Annotated in this window: 17 protein-coding genes; 10 read left to right on the top strand and 7 right to left on the bottom strand. The window is 59.7% G+C overall.

The features are described 5' to 3' along the window. Positions 1 to 563: aldehyde dehydrogenase family protein (locus tag ACT9T4_RS00005; protein WP_499114984.1), on the bottom strand; the 563-nt coding region annotated here is incomplete at its 3' end. Between the two features lie 344 nt (positions 564 to 907). Between ACT9T4_RS00005 and qhpR the strand changes: the two genes are divergently transcribed. Then, on the top strand, positions 908 to 1,999 hold the full coding sequence (gene qhpR, locus ACT9T4_RS00010) for an AraC-like transcriptional regulator QhpR (protein ID WP_499114985.1): 1,092 nt from the start codon (positions 908 to 910) through the stop codon (positions 1,997 to 1,999). Between the two features lie 175 nt (positions 2,000 to 2,174). Further along, positions 2,175 to 3,185, top strand: a complete 1,011-nt coding sequence (locus ACT9T4_RS00015) for an NAD-dependent epimerase/dehydratase family protein (RefSeq protein ID WP_042556413.1) — start codon at positions 2,175 to 2,177, stop codon at positions 3,183 to 3,185. Here the strand turns inward: ACT9T4_RS00015 and ACT9T4_RS00020 are convergent. Beyond that, positions 3,133 to 3,516, bottom strand: a complete 384-nt coding sequence (locus ACT9T4_RS00020; RefSeq protein WP_042556412.1) for a MerR family transcriptional regulator — start codon at positions 3,514 to 3,516, stop codon at positions 3,133 to 3,135. The two genes, ACT9T4_RS00015 and ACT9T4_RS00020, sit on opposite strands and share 53 nt — an antisense overlap. Before the next feature lie 193 nt (positions 3,517 to 3,709). Between ACT9T4_RS00020 and ACT9T4_RS00025 the strand changes: the two genes are divergently transcribed. Continuing rightward, a complete protein-coding gene (locus ACT9T4_RS00025; protein WP_042556411.1) occupies positions 3,710 to 4,198 on the top strand; it encodes a GNAT family N-acetyltransferase in 489 nt (162 codons plus the stop codon). Between the two features lie 32 nt (positions 4,199 to 4,230). Here ACT9T4_RS00025 and ACT9T4_RS00030 read toward each other — a convergent pair whose 3' ends face one another. Then, positions 4,231 to 4,554: a glutaredoxin family protein gene (locus tag ACT9T4_RS00030; RefSeq protein WP_499114986.1), complete on the bottom strand. Its 324-nt coding sequence runs from the start codon at positions 4,552 to 4,554 to the stop codon at positions 4,231 to 4,233. A 24-nt stretch (positions 4,555 to 4,578) separates the two neighbouring features. Beyond that, positions 4,579 to 5,586: a nucleoid-associated protein YejK gene (gene yejK / locus ACT9T4_RS00035; RefSeq protein ID WP_042556409.1), complete on the bottom strand. Its 1,008-nt coding sequence runs from the start codon at positions 5,584 to 5,586 to the stop codon at positions 4,579 to 4,581. A 153-nt stretch (positions 5,587 to 5,739) separates the two neighbouring features. Between yejK and ACT9T4_RS00040 the strand changes: the two genes are divergently transcribed. After that, the gene (locus tag ACT9T4_RS00040) at positions 5,740 to 10,689 is read left to right on the top strand and encodes a tetratricopeptide repeat protein (RefSeq protein WP_499114987.1); all 4,950 of its coding nucleotides are present in this window, start codon (positions 5,740 to 5,742) and stop codon (positions 10,687 to 10,689) included. Positions 10,690 to 10,691: 2 nt separating this feature from the next. Here ACT9T4_RS00040 and yjeH read toward each other — a convergent pair whose 3' ends face one another. Then, positions 10,692 to 11,948, bottom strand: a complete 1,257-nt coding sequence (gene yjeH, locus ACT9T4_RS00045; protein ID WP_499114988.1) for an L-methionine/branched-chain amino acid transporter — start codon at positions 11,946 to 11,948, stop codon at positions 10,692 to 10,694. Between the two features lie 179 nt (positions 11,949 to 12,127). Here yjeH and ACT9T4_RS00050 point away from each other — a divergent pair, with 179 nt between their 5' ends. Then, positions 12,128 to 12,547, top strand: a complete 420-nt coding sequence (locus ACT9T4_RS00050) for an Lrp/AsnC family transcriptional regulator (protein WP_042556423.1) — start codon at positions 12,128 to 12,130, stop codon at positions 12,545 to 12,547. Positions 12,548 to 12,735: 188 nt separating this feature from the next. On the opposite strand, the gene ACT9T4_RS00055 is transcribed toward ACT9T4_RS00050, so the two are convergent. Both ACT9T4_RS00055 and ACT9T4_RS00060 read right to left on the bottom strand, forming a co-directional pair. Continuing rightward, complete coding sequence (locus ACT9T4_RS00055; protein WP_499114989.1) at positions 12,736 to 13,002, bottom strand: hypothetical protein; 267 nt, start codon at positions 13,000 to 13,002, stop codon at positions 12,736 to 12,738. Between the two features lie 9 nt (positions 13,003 to 13,011). Beyond that, entirely contained in the window at positions 13,012 to 13,137 is a 126-nt protein-coding gene (locus tag ACT9T4_RS00060) for a phage integrase N-terminal SAM-like domain-containing protein (protein WP_499115251.1), read from the bottom strand. 320 nt (positions 13,138 to 13,457) lie between these two features. Between ACT9T4_RS00060 and ACT9T4_RS00065 the strand changes: the two genes are divergently transcribed. The 5 genes from ACT9T4_RS00065 to ACT9T4_RS00085 all read left to right on the top strand — a co-directional run bounded on the left by ACT9T4_RS00065 (position 13,458) and on the right by ACT9T4_RS00085 (position 15,966). Beyond that, positions 13,458 to 13,817: a hypothetical protein gene (locus tag ACT9T4_RS00065; RefSeq protein WP_499114990.1), complete on the top strand. Its 360-nt coding sequence runs from the start codon at positions 13,458 to 13,460 to the stop codon at positions 13,815 to 13,817. Positions 13,818 to 13,898: 81 nt separating this feature from the next. Continuing rightward, complete coding sequence (locus ACT9T4_RS00070) at positions 13,899 to 14,291, top strand: hypothetical protein (protein ID WP_499114991.1); 393 nt, start codon at positions 13,899 to 13,901, stop codon at positions 14,289 to 14,291. Positions 14,292 to 14,377: 86 nt separating this feature from the next. Further along, entirely contained in the window at positions 14,378 to 14,923 is a 546-nt protein-coding gene (locus ACT9T4_RS00075) for a DUF3916 domain-containing protein (protein WP_499114992.1), read from the top strand. Positions 14,924 to 15,097: 174 nt separating this feature from the next. Further along, the gene (locus ACT9T4_RS00080) at positions 15,098 to 15,508 is read left to right on the top strand and encodes a hypothetical protein (RefSeq protein WP_179538944.1); all 411 of its coding nucleotides are present in this window, start codon (positions 15,098 to 15,100) and stop codon (positions 15,506 to 15,508) included. Between the two features lie 137 nt (positions 15,509 to 15,645). Next, entirely contained in the window at positions 15,646 to 15,966 is a 321-nt protein-coding gene (locus ACT9T4_RS00085) for a hypothetical protein (RefSeq protein ID WP_179538943.1), read from the top strand. Positions 15,967 to 16,071: the final 105 nt, after the last annotated feature.

Raw genomic sequence — 16,071 nt, forward strand, 5'->3', positions numbered from 1 at the left:
TTGAGCACCACGCAGTTGCCGGCCGCCAGGGCCGGAGCCAGTTTCCAGGCGGCCATCAGCAGCGGGAAGTTCCAGGGGATGATCTGCCCGACCACGCCCAGCGGTTCGTGGAAGTGATAGGAGGCGGTGTGTTCGTTGATCTCCGCCGCGCTGCCTTCCTGCGCGCGGATGCAGCCGGCGAAGTAGCGGAAGTGATCGGCGGCCAGTGGCACGTCGGCGTTGAGGGTCTCGCGCACGGCCTTGCCGTTGTCCCAGGTTTCCGCGACGGCGAGCAGTTCGAGGTTGGCTTCGATGCGGTCGGCGATCTTCAGCAGGATCAACGCACGGTCCTGCACCGAGGTCTTGCCCCAGGCATCGGCGGCGGCATGGGCGGCGTCGAGGGCCTTGTCGATGTCCTTGGCGTCGGAACGGGGGAATTCACCGATCACCGAGGCATCCACCGGGCTGGTGTTGGTGAAGTACTGGCCACCGACCGGGGCGACGAATTCACCGCCGATGTAGTTGCCGTAGCGCGGCTTGAGGGTGACGACAGCGCCTGCGGTACCGGGTTTGGCGTAGATCATGACAGTTCTCCCAAGGACGGTTTCTTGTAGTTGTAAAGGGGTCGATGGTTCGACCGGAGCTCGCTTGAACTATGAGACGAATTCATGTGGCTGACTTGACGCTAGGCGGGGCTGGCTGTTCTGCAAGGTCAAATTTTCACCACAGCCTTGGCTCTGTCGTGGTGAGTCAAATGGTGCGCCCTGTTTCGGTGCGGGTGTTTCCGAATGACTCGTTTTGGGGCTTTTTAGCCGGGTGCGATTCGACCTTCTGTCCGCAGAGCCTCGGTGCAGAGCCTGTACGGTCGATCCGACGAGGGGCGGCGTGCTTCTTGCTTCCAGACATGAATTGTCACGAAGGAGGCGCCATGAGCTCCGTTCTCGCCCAGTCCGGTTTGGCTGCTGGTTTGTCCCTGTTATCCGGTGGGCAAACCAATAGCGGCGTCCTGGCGGCCGCTGCCAGCGGTCTGTGTGGCTTCATCGAAAAACACGGTGGTGACGCGGATCGCATCCTCGGCGTTTCCGGTATCGACCCGGAGTCCCTGCGCCACCCGACGCTGAGCCTGGCCCTGCCCAATTACTGCCAGGTGCTGGAGGAGGCCTCGCGGCAATCCGGCTGCGACAACTTCGGTCTCTACTATGGGCAGCAGTTCAAGCCTCAGGCGCTGGGGCTGCTCGGTTATATCGGGTTGTGCTCGGCGACCGTCGAGCAGGCGTTGATCAACTTTTCCCGTGCCTTCCCCCTGCATCAGCGCAATAGCCTGATTCGCCTGGTGGATGAAGGCGAGTGCTACCGCTTCGACTATCAGGTACGCCACGGCGCCATTCTTTGTCGCCGTCAGGATGCCGAGCTGACCCTGGGCATGGTGCTCAATCTGGTGCGTCACGTGCTCGGCCATCAGTGGGCGCCGCGGGCCGTGCATTTCGAGCACCCGCGCCCCGAACACTGGCATGAGCACTGCAAAGTCTTCGATGCGCCGGTGTATTTCGAGCAGCCGTTCAACTCGCTGGTCATTCCCAAGCGCGGCCTGGATCGCGCCATGCCGCAGAGCGACCCGGTGTTGCTGCTGGTCATGCAGGACTCGCTCAGCCAACTCAGCAACCTGAGCGGGCGAGGCGAGCGGGATATCGCCGACGACGTCCGTGAGCAGATTCGCCAGCAATTGTTGATTGGTGAGCCGGTGCTGGAACTGGCTGCCGAGCGGCTGGGCATGAGCAGTTGGTCACTGCAGCGACGCCTGCGCGACCAGGGCCTGACCTTCTCCGCGATGGTGGACAAGCTGCGCCGCGAACTGGCCACCCATTACCTGCGTCAGCACCAACTGCCCATCTCCAACCTGTCGCCACTGCTCGGTTACTCGGAAGTCAGTGCCTTCTCACGCGCCTTCCGCCGCTGGTTCGGTGTCAGCCCACGGCAGTGGCGACACGACAGTGACGGCGTCGGCGGGCGCGCTCACTGAGTGAGCGGCTCAGTACGTCGCAACAATGCTTGTGGGATTAAGCGTGGATGAAGCTCCTCCCACAGGGACTGTGGTCTGTCTGGTCTGTTCCCGTTCTCGTTGACTCTGCCCCTAGGGGCAACCCTCACGATGCCTTATCTGTTTCGGGTTCCACTCCTAGTGGATAAGGCTACCTATGCAAACGCTATCGCTCGTCACCGGTGCTAATGGGCATCTTGGCAACACCTTGGTCAAAGAGTTGCTCGCCAGAGGGCAGCAGGTGCGCGCAGGCGTTCGTGACCCGCAACAGCCCACAGAATTGAACACGCTCGGCTGTCATGTGGTTCGTGCCGAACTGCTAGATCCGGACTCTTTGCGCCATGCCTTGCAAGGCGTAGACGTGTTGTACCAAGTGGCAGCTGTGTTCAAACACTGGGCGAAAAATCCGTACGCCGAGATCGTTGAGGTCAATGTGCAGGGCACACGAAACGTGTTGCGTGCTGCTGCCGAGGCGGGCGTCAAGCGCGTGGTGTATGTAAGTTCAGTGGCCGCCGTGGGGCACAGCGGCAAGCAGTTGGATGAAACTATCTGGAACACCGAGGAGCAGAATCCGTACTACCTGTCGAAGATTCTGTCTGAGCGCGCTGCATGGGAAACCGCAAAAGCTATGAATCTATCGATGGTTGCCATATTGCCGTCAGCGATCATCGGCCCGAATGCTACACGGCTGACCGACACCATGGGCTTTCTCGCTGCCGTTCTTGATCGCAGACTGGTAATTGATCCGAACTTTCATTTCAATTTTGTCGATGTACGTGACGTAGCCGATGGCCTGATTCGAGCTGCACAGAGTGGCCTCTCTGGCCAACGCTACATTCTGGCGAACTCGCAATCATCGTCACTGGCAGACGTGATTTTAGCGCTTAACGCCTGCTGCCCCGGTTATCGGCTGCCACCGCGTGCACCCAAGGCGTTACTCCTGCTGATCGCCTGGCTGCAAGAGCTGCGTGCCACCATCATCGGCAAACCAGCCGAATTGCTGCGAAGTCAGGTACGGATGTTTTATGGCGTGCAGCAGCGCTACAGCATTGAAAAAGCGGTCACCGAATTGGGTTACCAACCTCGCCCTGCGCAGGAAGCCCTGATACAAGCATTTACGCACCTACTGGCGTACAGACACCCGAATCCGGGCCAAATTGCTCGTTGAGTTGCTGCTGTAATTGGGTGAGATTAGCTTGGCGACTTAACAGAGATTGGATTTCTACGTTTAGCTCCACGCGCTTGGCTTCGATACCCTGATTGGCAAGGGCCAGGGGAAACGGCGCCTGGTGCTGCTTGGCGGCTAGCAGCTCACTCATTTCTGCCAATTTGAAACCCACCGTCTGGGCCTGACGGATCATCTGAACAAGTTTTAGATGATGTGCGGTGTAAGACCGATAGCTGCCCATCCGCTGAGGCGTTATCAGCCCCATCCGCTCATACAAACGAATGGCCTTCGGTGTGCAGTGCGCTCGTTTGGCAAGTTCACCAATATACATAAATCACATCCTGATCGTTTGGTCTGCAGGTCACAGCGAGAAATGGCCAAAACGCAAAATGACCGCTTTTTGGCCGAAAGCTGCCGGTCGCGAACGGCTGCAATCGCATTGATGTGTATCCCGATAACCAAATAAAGCGTTTGATAAGATTGATGAGCTAGAGTGCCGAAAGCAAAGACCTCAAGGACGCGCGATGATATTGCAACACAGGCCTGTGAAGGCTGATGACATCAAGACGATTTGTAGCTTTCCCCTTAACGCTCAGGAACTGTTCTATATGTTCCCGAAAGCTCAATACCCTTTGACTGAAGCTCAGCTGTCTAACGCGATTGCTCAACGATTCGATTCGACGGTTGTCGAGAGCGAGAATGGTGTAGTCGGTTTTGCTAACTTTTATCAGGTTGAAGCGGGTGGGGTTTGCTGTATTGGCAATGTCGTCGTTGCCCGAGAGGCAAGAGGTAACGGCGTGGCTACCTTTATCGTAGAGACGATGACAGCTCTGGCGTTCGACCGTTATGACGCCACAGAGGTACAGATCTCGTGCTTCAATGAAAATACAGCAGGCTTGCTACTTTATCCGAAACTAGGTTTCTTGCCCTTTGCTGTCGAAGAGAGAGCCTCTCTGGATAGCCGTAGATCAGCACTCATCCATATGACCCGCAGCAGAGCGGATCGACCATAGCTCACCTTGAGCCGCCAGTTCCTCACCTGAACTCAGTACGCCGCCAAAATCCCCTGCGGGTTATAGCCGTGGATCACCGTGCCATTGACCTTGAGCACCGGCACGCCGCGGCCGCCAAGGGCGTCATAGGCGCGGCGGGCTTCGGATGATTTCTCGATATCCAGCTCGGTATAGGCGATGCCCCGTTCGCCGAGAAACTCCCGGGTCTTGGCGCAGTAGCCGCACCAGCTGGTGGCGTAGAGGATCACCTCGCCCTGGCCGGCGACCTGCTGGCTGTTGCCGAACAGCCGTGGCTCGATGCGATCCCAGTGTTGCCAGGTCGCCAGTACCGCAAGAATCAGCAAAATCCGTTTCATGCTGCAGCCCTCTGCTCAGGTCGATCAGTCTTTGCGGCGCTTCAACTGGTCGGTCAGTTGAGTCGGCAGGTTGCGAATGGTCAGGGTGTCCGAGGCCTCGTCGTACTCGATCTTCGAGCCCAGCAGGTGGGCCTCGAAGCTGATCGACAGGCCTTCGGCACGGCCGGTGAAGCGGCGGAACTGGCTCAGCGTGCGCTTGTCGGCAGGGATCTCCGGCGACAGGCCGTAGTCCTTGTTGCGGATATGATCGTAGAACGCTTTCGGCCGCTCTTCGTCGATCAGCCCGGAGAGTTCTTCCAGGGTCATCGGCTCGCCCATCTTGGCCTGGCTGGTGGCGTAGTCGACCAGGGTGTCGGTCTTCGCCCTGGCCTGTTCTTCGGGCAGGTCTTCGCTCTCGACGAAATCGCTGAAGGCCTTGAGCAGGGTGCGTGTCTCGCTGGGCGAGTCGACGCCTTCCTGGCAGCCGATGAAGTCGCGGAAGTACTCCGAGACCTTCTTGCCGTTCTTGCCTTTGATGAAGGAGATGTACTGCTTCGACTGCTTGTTGTTGCGCCACTCGCTGATGTTGATTCGCGCCGCCAGGTGCAGCTGGCCCAGATCCAGGTGCTTGGCCGGGGTCACGTCCAGAGCGTCGTTCACGGCGACACCTTCGCTATGGTGCAGCAGGGCGATGGCCAGGTAGTCGGTCATGCCTTGCTGATAATGGGCGAACAGTACGTGACCACCGGTGGACAGGTTGGACTCTTCCATCAGCTTCTGCAGATGCTCCACGGCCTGACGGCTGAATGCCGCGAATTCCTGGCCTTCATCGAGGTAGGTTTTCAACCAGCCACTGAAGGGGTAGGCGCCGGATTCCTCATGAAAGAAGCCCCAGGCTTTGCCCTGTTTGGCGTTATAGCTCTCGTTGAGGTCGGCGAGCATGTTCTCGATGGCCTGAGAAGCGCCCAGTTCGCTGTCGCGGGCGTGCAGCACGGCAGGGCTGCCGTCGGGCTTCTTGTCGATCAGGTGGACGATACAGTGACGGATCGGCATGGGAGGTCCTTGTGACAGCGAGTGGGTGACGAAGCGCAGCGAGGCGCTAGTGTACCCGAGCAGGCCGTCACAGGTGCAGCCTGCCACCCTTGTCGATGACGCCGTGGCGGCATAGAGTGCCGCCGAGATTCGACGACCAAGGAGGGTAGTGCAATGTCCGTTTTCAATCCCCATTCCCAGACGCCATCACCAGCTCTGCTCGAACGCCTCGATGCGCTGGTCGATCGTGGCCTGCTGCTGCAGGCCTACGCGCTGGCCAGCGAGCAGGGCGATCCCCGTTACTGGCAAGGCGCCGAGGCGATGACCAGCTTTGCCCGGCTGGCAGGGCACGTCGGTGCATCACGGCTGGCCGATGCGCTGAACTGGCTGGCTTATCGACGCTATCCGCAGTCCTCCCATGCGCGTCTGCGTTACGCCCGCATGCTGTTCGCCCGCCGAGGTCACTATCGTGCCTGGCGCTTGTTCCAGTCGTTCGGCGACTGGCTGCCGCCCGAGCAGGGGTTGCGTGCTGAATGGCTGTCGTTCAAGGGCTTCCTGTATGCCTCGTTGCGTGATTTTCAGGCAGCCGAAGCGCTGTTCGAGGAGGCTCGCGCACTGAGTGGTGATGACCCCTGGTTGCTGGTCGAGCGCAGCCATGCGCTGGAGCAGGAGGACCGCCGCGAAGAAGCACTGGCGCTGTGCGAACAGGTACTCGACTCACGCCCCGATTTTCGTTCCGCCCTGATGCAGGCAGCCTCCCTGCAGTTGCAGCTCGGGCACGCCGATGGGGCTCTGCAACTGATGCGCCGTGGCGCCCGTGACATGCAAAGCCCAGGCATCTGCGCGCACCTGGTCGATCACCTGATCGAGCGCGGGCTGCTGGACGAAGCCTCGTCCTGGCTCGATCACATACAAACGCTCGAGCCGATCACCGAGCGCCGGCGTACCGACTGGGCCGCCGCCCGCCGCTGTGACATTGCCTGCCTGCAGGGCGACTACGCGGCAGCCCGCGAGCTGGCAGGCAAGGCGGGCGGCGGGTTCTACCTGAACGTGCAGACCCGTCTCGCCGAGCCGACGGGGCGGCGTCAGGTACTGCCGGTACGTTTCGTCAGGCAGCATCACATGACCTGTGTGCCTGCCACCCTGACGGCGATTTCCGATTACTGGGGGCTGCCCGTCGAACACCTCGAGGTTGCCGAGGAAATCTGCTACGACGGCACCTCGCACCAGGCCGAGCGCGCCTGGGCGGAGCGCAATGGCTATCTGGCCGTGGAGTTCACCGCGGACTGGGCGACCACCCGTGCGCTGATCGACCGCGGTGTTCCCTTCACACTGACCTTGCAATACACCGGCAGCGGTCATCTGCAGGCGCTGGTGGGCTACGACGAACCACGTGGCACGCTGCTGGTGCGTGACCCCGCACAGCCACAGCATGGCGAGTACCTGGCCGAGGAACTGTTCGAGGCACAGCGCGCCTCCGGTCCGCGGGGCATGCTGTTGCTGCCGGCTGCCGAAGCGGGACGCCTGGAAGGCCTGGTGTTGCCGGATCGTGACCTGTGGGATTTGTACTATCGATTCACCAGTGCCCTGGAAGTCCATCGCCGTGACGAGGCATTGACTGCCTACCAGGCCTTGCAGGCGCGTGCTGCCGAGCACCGGCTGACCCGCCAGGCGCAACGCTCCCTGGGCTGGTACGACGGTCAGGAACGTGAAGTGCTGCAGGGTACCGAGGCACTTCTGAAGCAGTTTCCCGAGGACTCCAACCTGATTCTGGCCAAGGCCAATTCGCTGGCGCAGCTACAGCCCCGTTCCGTTCAGTTGGACTGGCTCGCCGGGCACTGCCAGGAGCGCTGGAACGAGCCGACGATCAGCGTGCGCTATGCCGAGCTGCTCAGCGAGGATGGCCGTACCCATGAACAGGTCAGCGGTATTCTCGAACGGGTGCTGCTGCAGACCTCCACCCAGGCCCGCGCCTGGAATGCCCTGGCCAGTTTGCGCTGGGGCGAGAACCTGCGCGAACAGGCCTGCGAGCTGTATCGAATCGCTGCCTGCCTGCACGCTTCCCACGAAGGCTACAGCGTGCAGTATTTCCGCGCGCTGCGGGCGCTGGGGCGTACGGCAGAAGGGCTGCAATTCCTCGAACGGCGTCAGGCCCAGCTTGGCCGGCTGGCTGCCGCACCCAGCCTGACCCTCAGCGAGATGCTCGACGAGTTGTTGCGCCCCTATGACGCCCAGGCCCTGCTGGAGCAGGCACTGGAGCAGCGCCCCGAGGACGGCGAACTGCTGTTGGGGCTGGCCGAATACCACGGGCGCAACGGTGACATCGATGCCTGTCAGGCGCTGCTGGCCCGCGCCGAGCCGCGGTGTCGTCGCGCCTGGTGGCTGCGTGCCGCGGTCAAGCAGGGTATGCGCCGTGCCGCCGATGTGCTGCAGACGCTCGAGTGGGCACGGGAAGCCGCGGCCCTCGAGCCATTGTCGGTAGCGGCGCAGCGCATGTGCGTGACCCTGCTGGAACAGAGCGAGGGCAGCGAAGCGGCCGACCAGTACGTCGAGGAACTGGCCGGCCAATACCCGCACCATCTGGGCATCGCCGAGCTGCAAGTGGAGCGCGCGCAGCGCCGCTCGCTGCCAGCGGCGGAACAGGCGCTGCGTCGCCTGTTGGAGAATCATCCCCAGTATTCCTGGGCTCTGCGCGAACTGGCCATCTGCCTGGCTCGGCAGGGGCGTCGTGACGAGGCGTTGCAGCTCTGCGAGCAGGCTGGTCAGGTCGACATGCAGAGCACCTTCTACCATTCCACCCGCGGCTTCGTCCTGTTGCAGGACGGTCGTCGGGAGGCCGCCCGGGAGGCCATGCGACTGGCCCTGCGCCTGTCGGTCGACAACGACTATGCCAGCAATGTCCTGCTCGACACCTGCGATGGCCAGCAGCAGGCCACCCAGACGCTCGCCGAGATCCACGCCGAACTGGTGCGCCAGGTGACCTTCGGAGACGGCTGGCTGGCGTATGAGCAACAGGCGCAGCGCTTGCTCGAGCCACAGGTATTGCTCGACCAGTTGCGCGAGGCGCTGGAGCAGCGTGAGGACCTCTGGCATCTCTGGGTGGTCGTGGCCCGCCAGCTGGCGCGCATGGATCAGCACGAGGCGGCTGCCGCCACCCTGCGCCAGGCGATCGAGCGTTTTCCGCTGCTGCCCAGGCTGTCGCTGGAACTGGCGCGGCTGCACAAGCACCTTGGCGAGCTCGATGCCTGTTACGAGACGCTGCAGGAGAGCTTGCGCATCAATCCGTTGTGGACGCCCAGCGTCAGTCTCTATGTCGACTGCCTGCTGGAGCAGGACGATCGACTGGACGAGGCCGAGCGCATGCTGCGCCAGGTGTTGTCGCGTGCGCCGGAGAACACCGAGCTGCGGGTCTATCTGGCCTACGTACTGGGCCGCCGCGATGCGTTCGCCGAAGCGGCGGATCAGGCCGAGCGGGTGCTGCGCGACGAGCCGGGCAACGAGTGGGCGTGGAATCAGCTGAGGCACTATGCGGGCACGCTGCAGTGCGAGCAGCGCCCCTTGCAGTTGGCGCGGGAACTGGTGGAGAGCCGGCCGGGGGACTCCGATGCCTGGATCGCCCTGGCCGATCAGGAAAGTGACCTGGCCGAGCGTGAGCGTGCCCTGCGCGAGGCATTGCGCTACAGCCCTCGGCATCGGGCAATCAACGGCCGCCTGCTGGATCTGCTGCTGGAGGCGGGGCGCCACGACGACATGCGCAGGGTGCTCGCCGCCCCGTACTGGGAAGGCAAACCGCCGATCGACATGGCGCTCTACGGGCCGCGCGCCTTGCGTGCCGAGGGGGATGGTCCTGGAGCCATCGCCGCCCTGCGTGACCTGCTGACGCAGCATCCGGACAGCTATCAGGGCTGGCGCCACCTGGCTGACTGGCATGACGAAGATGGCGACCACCCGGCCTACATCGGCGCCGCTCGCGAAATGGTCCGTCTGGAGCCTCAGGTCGCCATGGCCCATGGCTTCCTTGGCCATGCCCTGCTGCTGCATGGCGACAAGACTCAGGCATTGCCTGCGTTCGAGCGTGCCTGGGCACTGGATGCCCGCTACAGCTTCGCGGCCTTCAACGCGTTCGATCTGGTCGCTGAACTGCAGGGCACTGGCGCCGCGCTGCAACGGCTGGACGCATTGCTCGAAACCGGTGACCAGGTCGCCGCCTGGGGTCGGGTGCTGCCGTTGGCACGGGCGAGCGGTGAACGCGAACTGCAGCGTCGGGCATTGACCTTCCTGGCCAGCGAGGCGGCCGCGGAGTCGCGCTGGGACGATGACGTAACCGACTTCGCCGTCCGTGAGCCACTGCTGCGTGAAGTGCTGGATGCCGGGATCGCCGACGGCAGCCTGCATAGCGCAGCGGTGGAAACCTGGCTGAGCTGGCGTACCCATGACCTGCTGAGCAACCTCACGCTGTCGTACGCCTTCCGCAAGGCGCTGCGCAATGACCCGCGTCACGCGGCCAAGTGCGCGATGTTCCGCATACTGGGCAGGACGCCGCACGCCAATCGCATCCTGCTCGGCTCCGTCCTGAACAACTGTCGACAGGCCATTGCCGAGGAGGCCGACGTATGGGGCGCCGCCAGCTATGCCCTGGTCGAAAGCAAGCGCTATCGACTGCTGTTCGACACCCTCGGTGACTGGCAGCGGCCCGATGCACCGGCCTGGGCATTGGGCAACCTGGCGCTGGGCTATCGTGTGCGCGGCATGGATGACACTGCCGCGGCGATTTCAAGGCAGGCGCTGGAGCGTGATCCACGGGAAGCCGATGCCATGGTCTGGCTGGCTGTCGACGCGGCACTGGCCGGTGATCAAGAAGCCCTCGGTGGCTGGCTGGAGCGCCTGGAGGGCGCCTCGATGCGCAATTATTATCGCGCCTTGCTGAACCTGGCCGAGGCCTGTGCCGACGCCGTCACCCCGGACCAGGCTCGTGAGCGCCTGCAGCAAGGCGAGGATCTGGCGGGGCCGAAGCACCTGGCATTCTGGCGCCTGCGCCAGCGCGTTGGCGTACGCCTCGGGTTGCATGGCGAGTTGCTTTCCGCGCGCTGGCGCTGGCGTCTACGCCGCTGGTGGAAGGGCTGACCTCATGCCACGCAGGCCCGGCGCGCCTGGCGCCTGCGGTCGAGCAGCATCAGCACACCCAGCAGGCCGATGGCATACAGCGCGTCGATGCCGAGCATCAGCAGGATGCCGAGGCAGAGCAGGGCGCTGATGCCGGCCAGCCAGCGCCATACGCCCTTGAGCAGCACCCAGCCGGCGGCCATGCTGAGCAGGTAGATGACGACGAAGTTGCCGTTGGCATAGCGGATCAGTTGATCCAGCGACAGTGACAGGCACCAGATCACCGTGGTGCTCAGTGCACAGCTGAGCACCACCAGCAGCAGCGCCCTGGCCGGCACACCATTGGCATTACGGGCAGCCAGCAGGCGCGGCAGCTTGCCTTCGTCGGCTAGGCTCCAGATCAGCCGCGCGAAACCCTGGATATACACGTTCATGGACGCGAAACACGCCAGATAGCCGATGCTTGCGCTGAGCCAGCGCGCCTGGTCGCCCAGCAGCACATCGAGCATACGTGGCAGCGATGCGGCATCGGTGCGCACATCGCCGTAGGCATGAAAACTTAGCACCGCCACTGAACAGGCCCAGTACACTAGCCCGGCGAGCAGCACGCCAAGCAATAGCGCCAAGGGGAAATCGCGCTGCGGATTCTTGAATTCCTCGCCCAGGTGAGTGAAGGCCTCGATGCCAACGAAACACCAGAACATCACCCCCAGCGCCACCGGCAGCAATTGCCAGTTGCCGGCCAATGGCGGCAGCAATGGTTGCTCGGCGTGGGGCAGGTCGCCCTTGAACCAGATCAGCGCGATGGTGGCGACGATGGCCAGGGCAATGGCGATTTGCACGCTGCCAGAGGTGCGCGCTGGTCGTTGGCCGAGCAGCAGGATGATGCCCAGCGTAGCCAGCTGAATGGCCAGAACAGCGAGATCACTCAGCTCGAACAAGGCATGCCAGAACCCGCTGGCGATATTCAGCGCCGCCGGCAGGCCGACTGGAATCACCGCGAGAAACAGAAACGCGCTCATGCGCTCCATGCGCTCGCCGAATGCACGACCGATCAAGTGCGGCGCCCCGCCGGCATGCGGGTAGTAGCGGCCAAGCTGGGCGAAGGTGAATGCCATCGGCAGAATCAGCACGAGCAGCAGCAGCCAGGCCCACAGCGATATCTCGCCAGCGGCCGTGGCGGCCAGTGCTGGAATCACGAAGATCCCGGTGCCCAGCAGAGACGTGCACAACAGGCCAATCCCTTGCAGCAGCCCCAATTCCTTGTTCAATCGACTCATGTTGTATGCTCTCGCTCGTCGTGACATGGCGGCTGTCACCCGTTGCGGTGCGCTGATCCGCCAGGCTGTCATGGTAAGGCCGCCTCGCTTCGGCGGCTGCTGGCGAAGTGTCGGCGTAGACCGACGAAACGGCGGGAATGCCCGTCATCTTGTATGTGCAGACGGGTGCAGAGAGCCACGTGGACAAGTTCGATCAACGCATCATCGCCTTGCTGCGCGCAGACGCGCGCCTGACCGTCACCGAGGTCGCCCGGCAGGTCAACCTGTCACGCTCCGCGGTGAGCGAGCGCATCCGCCAGCTGGAAGCGTCCGGGGTCATTCAGGGCTATCACGCCCGCATCGCCGAACCCACCAGTATCGCGGTGCGGGCTTATCTGGAGCTGTTCTACACCGGCGGGCGCTGCGAACAGTACGTCGAGCGCATGCGTGTATTCCCGGAAATCCGTCGCTGCTCCGGCATCAGCGGGGAAACCGACATGCTGCTGTATATCGAGGCACCTTCCATGGAACGGTTGGCTGAAGTACGTGGCGAAATCGAGAACTTCCCCGGTGTCTTCAAGGTGAAGACCCATGTGCTGGTCAAGGACTGGCTGATGTGAGTTTGAGCCGTGGCGAACATGCAGTGCCATGAGCGGCAAGGGCTATTCAAGGGGGATACGTAGCACGCAGAGCTTGATCAGGCTCACCCCAGCCGGCGAGCCTGCGTGCCCGCCGCGCCTGCAATAAGCGAAGTAGGTAACAAGGTCATCCGCTCCTTGGCGCCCTTGCCGTCATGTACGGCGATCACCTACCGATCAAAATCCACATCCTTGCTACGCAGGCGAGCGGCCTCCACCATGCGCAAACCGGTACCTTGCATAACTGCGGCCAGTAACTGATACGGCTGGCCAAGCTGGGCGATCAGTGCCGTTGCCTCAGCATGCGTCAATACGCAGGGAATAGGTGTGGGGCGTTTGGCACGCACCACCTCACCAAGTTGGCCCAGCGGCACAAGCACGTTGGTGCATAGAAACACCAACGCATTGAGCACCAGGTTCTGGGTCGCGGCAGCCACCTTGCGATCTTACCGCCACGCCAGCCACGCAAGAAAATCGCTGACCTCCACAGCTCCCATCTCCATCGGATGGCGCAACCGATGAAAGCGGATGAAATAGCGAATCCAGTACCAGTAAGACTGCTCGGTGCGAATGCTGTAGTGATCACACGCATCACTGCGCTGACCTGCTCACGCAGGCGAGGCTTGGAGGGTGAACGATCCATGTCGACTCCAGTGTGGTGCTTCTGGTTTTATATGCAGTGGTGGCGGGAGGTGGAATACACAAGTCAAGCGAGTACGGCGTGTGGGGATGTATGGGCTTAAGATCCTGATAAATAAGTATTTTTTCTTATGCTTACGTTGGGTGGTGCGGCATTATGCGGAATTCTTTACTATTGCTTTAACGAAGAATTCCATCTAGTCACTGTCAAGCTCAAAACAAGATCCAAACCACCCAAACCTCAAGGAAGAAAATGAAATACATCATCCTCATAATGCTAGCTGTCGGCGGTTATTACGCATACACAAACTATGCAGTAGAAAACATCACCGTGGACAGCTATCAGGCTCTACTTAGAAAAGTAGAGGCGACAGAGGTAACCCAGCAAGAGGTAAAGGCTGGCTCAATCATGCTGGCTGAGTTTTTCTGCAATGACGCCGAGTTTCAAAAAAGCGGAGGCTCTAGCGTTAGTGCTTGCATGAGTAAACTCAATAACTATCGCGAAATTTGTGAGTCTCGAATCTTCAATAATGCACCTGCTACCTTTACCACCAAAGAGCAGGTAGTAGCCACTGCAAAAAGCTATGTAGCCTGCACTGGCAGCACCAGTTAGCATAACAATTGGTTTAAGTCGTTCGCTTCGCTCACTGGGACGGGCTAAAGCCCGCCTCTTAACCAAACGTTAGGTGCCTCTATGGAACTTGATCTGTCGATTCCAGGCGCTCGCGAAGAGCGGGCTAAGCTGAAATCATTCCACAGTCACCTGAATCACCCTGAAGTTGTCCCTGAACAGGTCTACCGTCGAAACTCCAGCGGTTACCCTTTAGTTAGCTATTTGAACAACATTTGCGGCCTGTACCTGAGCAAAAACTACGAGGTCATTCCAGTTTTTATCAGTAGAGCTCATCAGCACATGCAAGAGCATCCAGCGTCGGCCAATTCGAAAGCCTATTATGAACTGGCATCTATCTATATTCGGCAAATGGCTTATGTTCTTAGTGCTTACACAAATATCACTAAAGAATGCCTTAGACTCATCCCCGCCGAAATTCTTGATGCGGGCCCACAGGCCCTTGTACTTGAGTAAGGCACCTAACTAGTGGTTGAAACCGTTCGCTTCGCTCACTGGGACGGGCTAAAGCCCGCCCCTTAACCAAACGTTAGCCATACTTTATGACAGCTCGCAGATTTTCGTTTAGCAATAAAAAACTTCGTGGCATACCACGTCGTTTACGTGCACTCGCGCGCTGGAAAAAATCGTTCTCAGGATATTTTCCAAGCCAGCTAACACCAGAGGAAAAATACTGGAACTATAAGATCCCTGTGTATCGAAATCTTGTTGAGGGCAAGCAAACCACCAAGAGCATACAAGCATTTTGTGCACAGCAACTTATAGATGCCGCACACCATATATACAAAGCCAAACCCCAAGACGCTGAGTACTCTAGAGTCACATGCGTTATTTCATTTCCCTGCATGTTCTCAAGTGAGTTGTGCGTTTATACAAGTGAAGAATATTTCAAAGAGCACACAGTCGAACAAACTGGACGCTTCGGGAAAATTGAAAGAATCCAAGGGAAAAGTCTTGCTCAAGAATTTGGGCTAGAACTACCGGAGGATTTTAATGAGCTTGGAGTTTTGCGTATTGACAAAGATGATGATGGAAATCCATATATTTCTGAGCATTGGTATTTTGGCGAAGTCCATCAGTACGGCTAACAAGTGGTTCAAATCGTTCGCCTCGCTCACTGGGATTTTTCAAATACCATTGGGAGCGTGAGCATCCTGGTGAGCGCTGGCCGTGTGCCTGACACCTAACTAGCGGTTCAAATTGCTCGCTCCGCTCACTGGGACTGCGTTCCGCCGCCCCTTAACCAAACGTTAGAGAACATCATGTCAGTTAGTGTCTATGGTTTTATTGCAGGGATCACGACATCATCTCAAGATGCTCATAATATTGTGCAGCTTCAAGCTCTGCCAGAGACCGGCGCTTATCTAATCAAAAGACTTTTCTCCCATATTCCTCAGAGCCAACCTCACTCTTACTACGGTAGCCATATAAATTTTTCCGCAGGGTATAAAGAATTTTACTGCCTAGAAAATGATTGGCTCGAAGAGTTTGAAGCACTGCTATCAAATTTATACTGGAGCGAAGCAGAGTTAATAGTTACTTGGTCGAGAGAGCGCTACACGTGGCGCTCCAACTACTCCGCTGAGGCACCAGAAAGCGGGCCAAATAAAATTACGGAACGCTCAAGGTATGGAAGCGCTTGGGAGCTAAAGCAAGTCCCATGGAACTCCTAAAATGCTCTCTAACAAGTGGTTCAAATCGTTCGCTTCGCTCTCTGGGACGGGCTAAAACCCGCCCCTTAACCAAACGTTAGGACTTCCATACTTCTGAAGTGCCAGTTGGCCCACGAACATCTGAATACGGAGCACGAATGAGCTTTGCAACATTCCTAGAGATCCAATATATCGAAAACGAGATCGACGTCGATTCGATACAAGTTGAATTGAAGAAGGTTCTTGCCGAAGACGGCATGAACTTCGATGTACTCCAAGACCTGAGGGACGCGTTCTCTGGTCAGGAAGTCATGTTCAACGTCTCAGCAAGCTATCTCTCTTACCTAGTCGAGCGTGTCGCTAGTTTTCAACCCTCCGTCTCATTTCACGCGCGCGGTCGTGGTGAAGAGTTACGTGATGTATGGGTTCGAGAATTCGAGGATGGCGAGATAACCTTTTCTCAAGGCAGCTTTCTTTAGAGCCTCCCGTGGTGCTACGCGGAGCGGCGCCGAAGCCTATCCATTCCTTCAAGCGGACCCGCCTGCGGTGGTCCGCTTAACTCAAACGTTAGAAACGGTTATTCG

The organism is Pseudomonas sp. SZ40, assembly GCF_052958135.1.

Bases quoted from the DNA above. Each gene is read 5' to 3' on its own strand.
- yjeH (WP_499114988.1), bottom strand. From the start codon at position 11,948: ATGAGTCGATTGAACAAGGAATTGGGGCTGCTGCAAGGGATTGGCCTG.
- ACT9T4_RS00085 (WP_179538943.1), top strand. From the start codon at position 15,646: ATGAGCTTTGCAACATTCCTAGAGATCCAATATATCGAAAACGAGATC.
- ACT9T4_RS00080 (WP_179538944.1), top strand. From the start codon at position 15,098: ATGTCAGTTAGTGTCTATGGTTTTATTGCAGGGATCACGACATCATCT.
- ACT9T4_RS00025 (WP_042556411.1), top strand. From the start codon at position 3,710: ATGATATTGCAACACAGGCCTGTGAAGGCTGATGACATCAAGACGATT.
- ACT9T4_RS00040 (WP_499114987.1), top strand. From the start codon at position 5,740: ATGTCCGTTTTCAATCCCCATTCCCAGACGCCATCACCAGCTCTGCTC.
- ACT9T4_RS00075 (WP_499114992.1), top strand. From the start codon at position 14,378: ATGACAGCTCGCAGATTTTCGTTTAGCAATAAAAAACTTCGTGGCATA.
- qhpR (WP_499114985.1), top strand. From the start codon at position 908: ATGAGCTCCGTTCTCGCCCAGTCCGGTTTGGCTGCTGGTTTGTCCCTG.
- yejK (WP_042556409.1), bottom strand. From the start codon at position 5,586: ATGCCGATCCGTCACTGTATCGTCCACCTGATCGACAAGAAGCCCGAC.
- ACT9T4_RS00030 (WP_499114986.1), bottom strand. From the start codon at position 4,554: ATGAAACGGATTTTGCTGATTCTTGCGGTACTGGCGACCTGGCAACAC.
- ACT9T4_RS00015 (WP_042556413.1), top strand. From the start codon at position 2,175: ATGCAAACGCTATCGCTCGTCACCGGTGCTAATGGGCATCTTGGCAAC.
- ACT9T4_RS00020 (WP_042556412.1), bottom strand. From the start codon at position 3,516: ATGTATATTGGTGAACTTGCCAAACGAGCGCACTGCACACCGAAGGCC.
- ACT9T4_RS00065 (WP_499114990.1), top strand. From the start codon at position 13,458: ATGAAATACATCATCCTCATAATGCTAGCTGTCGGCGGTTATTACGCA.
- ACT9T4_RS00070 (WP_499114991.1), top strand. From the start codon at position 13,899: ATGGAACTTGATCTGTCGATTCCAGGCGCTCGCGAAGAGCGGGCTAAG.